Origin of the sequence: Methylocaldum sp., assembly GCF_039794385.1 — a bacterium.
In the GTDB taxonomy this organism is placed as follows: domain Bacteria; phylum Pseudomonadota; class Gammaproteobacteria; order Methylococcales; family Methylococcaceae; genus Methylocaldum.
The window spans coordinates 1-5,167 of sequence record NZ_JBDIVO010000317.1 but is presented as its reverse complement, the minus strand read 5'-3'; the positions used below and the strand labels follow the sequence as shown (position 1 = coordinate 5,167).

The following is a 5,167-nucleotide window of genomic DNA, read 5'->3' as shown; positions in this document are numbered from 1 at the left end:
AAATGAGAATGAGAGATATATGCCATTGATTTTGTTGTTGGAATCTCGCTTTTTGCCCCGCGGCGCCCAATTACGTGTGAAGGTTGGTTCTCTCAGTGTGGGAAGCGTACCGGTACCGGTTTCCTTTCAACCCGTTAAAGATTTCTTGTCCAGCGGCACTACGGGGCTAATGTCATGGTAGACAATAACCATTGCTTCCATTTCACCCTCGGCCCGGTTCAAGGCTTCGTGGCCCAGGCGCGTCGGACGCGAGATTTCTGGGCGGGATCGTTTCTGTTGTCCTGGTTGTCGGGCGTGGCGATGGCGGCGACGGAAAAGCTGGGCGGAATGATCAAGTTTCCAGAGCCGCCGGGGGGCTATCTCGACTGGATCAACGGCGAAGGAAAGGGCGAGCCGCCGCGCCAAGGCGCGATTCCCAACCGCTTCAAGGCCAGTGTACCGGCGGATTTCGGCGGCAAACTCGTCGCCAAGGCCGTGCGTCGCGCGTGGCAGTCCTTGGCGGAAACAGTCTGGGAAAAGGACTTGGCGCCGATCTTGACGTCGGAGGAGCGGGACCGCGTCCGCGCCGTCTGGGACCGTCAGCATCGGCATTTCTGGGAAATCACCTGGGTGGTCACTAGCAACGAGGCGGAGTCCAACCTGCTCGATCGCCGCAAGAACTGGCGCAATCATTTGCCGCCCGCCGAGCCGGGCCGTAAGTGCATGATCATGGAAGGCTGGCAGGAGCTTTCCGGCATAGAAGGCATGTCGGATTCGGACAACGAGCAGCGCCGGAAGTTTTGGCGCGAAATCAACGCGAGATGCACCGACCTGCGTGAGAACGAAATGTTGTGCGCCATGGCTTTCGTCAAGCGCCGCTTCGTGCGCTGGTTCGGCGACTTCGCGGCCGAAATTCCTTTAGAAGATAGGACAACCATCCGCATCCAGGGCTGGCCGCTCAAGTCCAATAGCCCTTCGGTGGCTTATATGGCGGCGGTGCACTGGCTGGAAACACTACTCGAACACGCCGACCGCGCCGAATTAGAAGCTTTGTTCGAAGCGGCGCGAGACGCGGGCGCGGATTGTGGCGAATGGGACACCCGCATCCGGTGTCTGGACCGGGCTTTGCAGAAGAACAAGCTGTACCCGGAGGGACGGAAATTCATTTCCCTCGACGGCAACCTGTTTTTCGACACGGCTCAGCGACAGCCGGAACGTTACGGACTGAATGAAAAAGTGGGCGAGGTCAAGAGACTCTTGGCCGATTTCGGGGATTCGAAGGAGAACTTCGCTCGGGCCGTGCTGTCGCCGTTCTACGCCGTGCTTCTGATGGACGGCGACAGACTCGGTGTCCACATGGGCAATCCGGACAATCAAGAGAAGATCGCAACGGCGTTGAACCGGTTCACGACGGACGTCCCCGGCATTGTCGAGGAAAACAACGGATTCCTGATCTACGCCGGAGGCGACGATGTGCTGGCCCTGCTGCCCCTGGAGGATGCGTTGGCCTGCGCCGCGGCGTTACGGCGTAAGTATCTGGAGTGCTTCGAGAGCAGCGGCATACCGACCACCCTGTCGGGAGCGGTGATTTACGCCCATGTCAAAGTGGCCTTGGGCGAGGTTCTGCACCAGGCGCATCACGTGCTGGATGATATCGCCAAGGATGGCGCCGGGCGTGACGCCATTGCGGTGCGGGTATTGAAGCCGGGCGGCGAGCACCTGACCTGGGCGCAGCCGTGGAAAATCGCCTTGAAAAACGGAACGGTGGAAATCGCGCATCTTGCCGACCTTTTTCAGAAAGCCGAATCGAGCCAGGAGCCGGGACAATTTTCCAGCAAGTTCTTTTACCGGATGCGGGAACGCTTCACGGTATTGCAGGGCCTCGATTCTCACCAGGCAGCCGCAAACGTGCTCGCCGCCGATTACATCGCCTCGGGTCCCGCCAGGGAAAGCGGCAAGGCCGCTACCCTGGCGTGTGCCAAGGAAATCGTCGGTCCGCTGTTCGACCAGTGCCGTCCGGTGGTGCGAACCGCGGATATCGATGACCCGGTGCAGTGGACGCGAAAAAAGCCGGAAGCAGACGGCGCGCTGTTGGTGCGGTTCCTGGCGCAAAAGGGCGTGGAGCGGAGATAAGCCCATGGAAACCTTGATTTTCGAAGCGAACGATACCCTCTTTTTCAAAGAAGCACGGCCCATGGAGGCAATCGGCGCCAAACCTCTGGAAGGGCGGTTCCCGCCACCGGCGCGCACTATGGCCGGAGCGCTCAGATCCCTGGTGGGGAACGCCCTCGGCGCGGACTGGCCGAAATACCGCCGGGGCGACCCCAGTCAGCAGAAGATCATCGACGTGATCGGAAAAGCGAGCGATCCGGGCCTCGGTGCGCTCGCTCTCACCGGTCCCTTCCCGATGCTCGGGGGCGAACGGCTCTATCCCGCCCCGCTCTCGCTTCTGAAGACCGACAGCGGTTTCGTCCATCTGCGGCCCGGTTCGGTGCCGGTGAACTGCGATCTGGGCCGGGTTTATCTGCCGGAACTCGCCGAATCCGCTCCGGGTGCCAAGCCCCTGGAAAACGTTTGGCTAACCCGGAACGATCTGCAAGCCGTTTTATCCGGGGACATTCCGAAAAAACCGCTGTCCGCCTCGTGCTTGTATGACCCCGAGCCGCGGCTGGGCATCGGCTTGGAGCACGCCCGTCACGGTATCCGGGAAGGAATGCTCTATCAGACGGTCCACGCCAGGCCTCGCGCCGATGTCGTGATTGGCATCGGCGTCGAGGGACTGGCCGCTGACCTCGGTCGTGGAAACACGTTGCTCCGGCTCGGGGGCGAAGGGCGTTTCGCCGCCGTTCGCCGGGCGGAAGCCTTCCAGCCCGTCCAGGTCGACAAAGTCGACCGAGCGCGCGGCGTGCTGTTGGCGCTGTTGACCCCAGCGCGCTTTGAGGAGGAGCGCTGGCTTCCGCGGGAGTTGGAGGAGCGGACCGATGACAAGGGAGCAACGGTATGGAAAGGCGTGATCGCTGAAGTCACTCTGACGGTGCGGGCTGCCGTTCTCGGCAAGAGCGTTCGCGAGGGTGGCTGGGATCTGGCGGCGCACCGGCCGCGTCCGGCGGAGTCGCTGGTGCCGGCGGGCAGTGTGCTGTTCTGCACGGTCGAAGGCGATATCGCCCAGGCTGTGGGCAAACTTCAGCATAAGAAGATTGGATTGAATCCGGAATTGGGGCGCGGCGAAATCGCTGCGGGTTACTGGCTATAGGGGAAGAAATGCTATGCAAATGACGACGACGGCCCTGTTGGGGCTGCACGCTGAAACCTCCATTCATGCCGGCGCCGGGGCGGCGCTGGACGTGGTCGATCTTCCCATTCAGCGGGAAGCGCACACCGGTTGGCCCTGTATCTTCGGTTCGGCGGTGAAGGGCGCTTTAAGGGCCGCCGCGACGGCCCGCAAACTGCCGAAGATCGAGGTGATCTTCGGACCGGAAAACGGCAACTCCTCCGATTACGGCGGTGCATTGCTGGTCGGAGATGCGCGGCTTTTGCTGCTGCCGGTCCGTTCGCTGACAGGACATTTCAAATGGGTTACTTGTCCGGCTGTTTTGCGCCGCCTGCAGCGGGACGCGGAACGGGTGGGGCTTTCCGGATTCACTTTCCAGATGCCCGATGTGGGGCCGGCGCAAAACGGCGTTCCCCGCGCCAAGGCCCTAGCCGCCGATTCCGCTTTATACCTGGAGGAATATAAGTTCGCGGTCGACGCGGATCCGGCTTTATCCTCGGTCATCACCGCGATCGCTGGGTTATCGGGGGTCTCCGGCTTTGCCCAGGACTTGCAGCGGCAATTCGTGCTCGTCTCGGACGAGGACTTCGCGATCATCAGCCGCTACGCCACCCCGGTAACGCCGCATGTGGCCTTGGATTCCAAGCCCAAGAGAGTCCGGACCGGCGCGCTGTGGTACGAAGAAACCCTGCCGCCGGAAACCCTGCTGTACGTAAGCCTGATCGCCAACGATGCGCGTAAGCCGGGGAACGGTGGGATGACCGCCGCCGAAGTGTTGAAAGCTGCGACTGACGAACTGTTCAAAAAACCGTATCTCCAAGTGGGCGGTAACGAGACGGTGGGCATGGGCTGGTGCAAAATCGCGGTCCATATACAGCAAAACGGAACGATGGGGGGGTGAACATGCCGGTGCAAACCATCGAACAACAGCGCGCCGCATTCGCTTTGGAGTGGGCGACGGGAGCGAATCCTGGCCAGTGCGGCGGGCGTATTTCCATGGAACTCAAGTCGGCCGCCGAAAGCTTTCCCTCGCTGATTCTCAAGAATGGCTTGGGGCAGGCTGCGGCGTTCTATAAAAGCAAGGACGACAATCACAAAAAGCTTTACAAGCTGCTGTCCGACTGGCTCACCGGGCCCGGGCAGGCCTATGCCGGGCAGGATGATCTGCTCGTCGGGATCACCCGAGGCGCTCAATACACCTACCGGGCCGCTCAGGCCGAGGCGCTGGCATTCCTATTGTGGGTGAAGAAATTCGTCAAGGCCTACGGAGAGAACTGAAATGCCCAGGCAATCGAATCTACCGCTTTACAGCGGCGCCCGTTTCCAAGCCGAGGGGCACACGATCAAACCGAAAGACGGGCAGCATCCGGGACTGGTCTGGGAACGATTCTTCGACGGCTATATGGCCGATTTTGCCGGTTTCCTCAATCTGCCGGAACGACGCGATCCGCGGACCAAAGATATCGTGCAGGAAGCCCAGCAGGGCAAGGCGGACTTCATCGAGGGTTTTGCCAAGACCGTCGATGGCGGGTGCCGCTCCTTCGCCCTCCGGCAGATGGCGCTGCTGCATGCCCTCGGAGGCGAATCCCGTGTGTTTTCGCTGGCTTGGTACTTCGCTACCGGCCTCGGCAACGATCATCCCACCGAGAACGGTTTCACTTGGCATCCGACGCTGGGGACGCCCTATCTGCCCGGTTCTGGCGTCAAGGGCCTGGTGCGCGGCTGGATGGAGTGGAATGACCCGAACGACGCCCGGATCGAGCCTTGGTTCGGCACACAAACCAAAGAGAAAGAGGAAGTCGCCGAGCGGTCCGGCTGGTTTTCGTTTTTCGACGCCGTTCCGATCGGAGCGGTCAAACTGGGAGCCGACGTCATGACGCCTCACTGCGGCGACTGGTACGAGAAGGGCGATGACAT

At 61.2% G+C, this 5,167-nt stretch carries 6 protein-coding genes; all 6 read left to right on the top strand.

Going from position 1 to position 5,167, the window contains the following annotated elements; translation table 11 throughout:
• A partial coding sequence (locus ABJK70_RS19665; protein ID WP_347258841.1) for a hypothetical protein occupies positions 1-181 on the top strand: 181 nt, incomplete at its 5' end.
• Positions 175-2,112 carry a type III-B CRISPR-associated protein Cas10/Cmr2 gene (gene cas10 / locus ABJK70_RS19660; protein WP_077732702.1) on the top strand — a complete coding sequence of 646 codons (1,938 nt, stop codon included), beginning with the start codon at positions 175-177 and terminating at the stop codon, positions 2,110-2,112. The genes ABJK70_RS19665 and cas10, both read left to right, overlap by 7 nt.
• A 4-nt stretch (positions 2,113-2,116) precedes the next feature.
• Complete coding sequence (locus tag ABJK70_RS19655) at positions 2,117-3,232, top strand: type III-B CRISPR module-associated Cmr3 family protein (RefSeq protein ID WP_168175552.1); 1,116 nt, start codon at positions 2,117-2,119, stop codon at positions 3,230-3,232.
• Between the two features lie 13 nt (positions 3,233-3,245).
• On the top strand, positions 3,246-4,151 hold the full coding sequence (cmr4, locus tag ABJK70_RS19650) for a type III-B CRISPR module RAMP protein Cmr4 (RefSeq protein WP_205780898.1): 906 nt from the start codon (positions 3,246-3,248) through the stop codon (positions 4,149-4,151).
• Positions 4,152-4,153: 2 nt separating this feature from the next.
• A complete protein-coding gene (cmr5, locus tag ABJK70_RS19645; RefSeq protein ID WP_077732700.1) occupies positions 4,154-4,528 on the top strand; it encodes a type III-B CRISPR module-associated protein Cmr5 in 375 nt (124 codons plus the stop codon).
• Between the two features lies 1 nt (position 4,529).
• A partial coding sequence (locus ABJK70_RS19640) for an RAMP superfamily CRISPR-associated protein (protein WP_347258840.1) occupies positions 4,530-5,167 on the top strand: 638 nt, incomplete at its 3' end.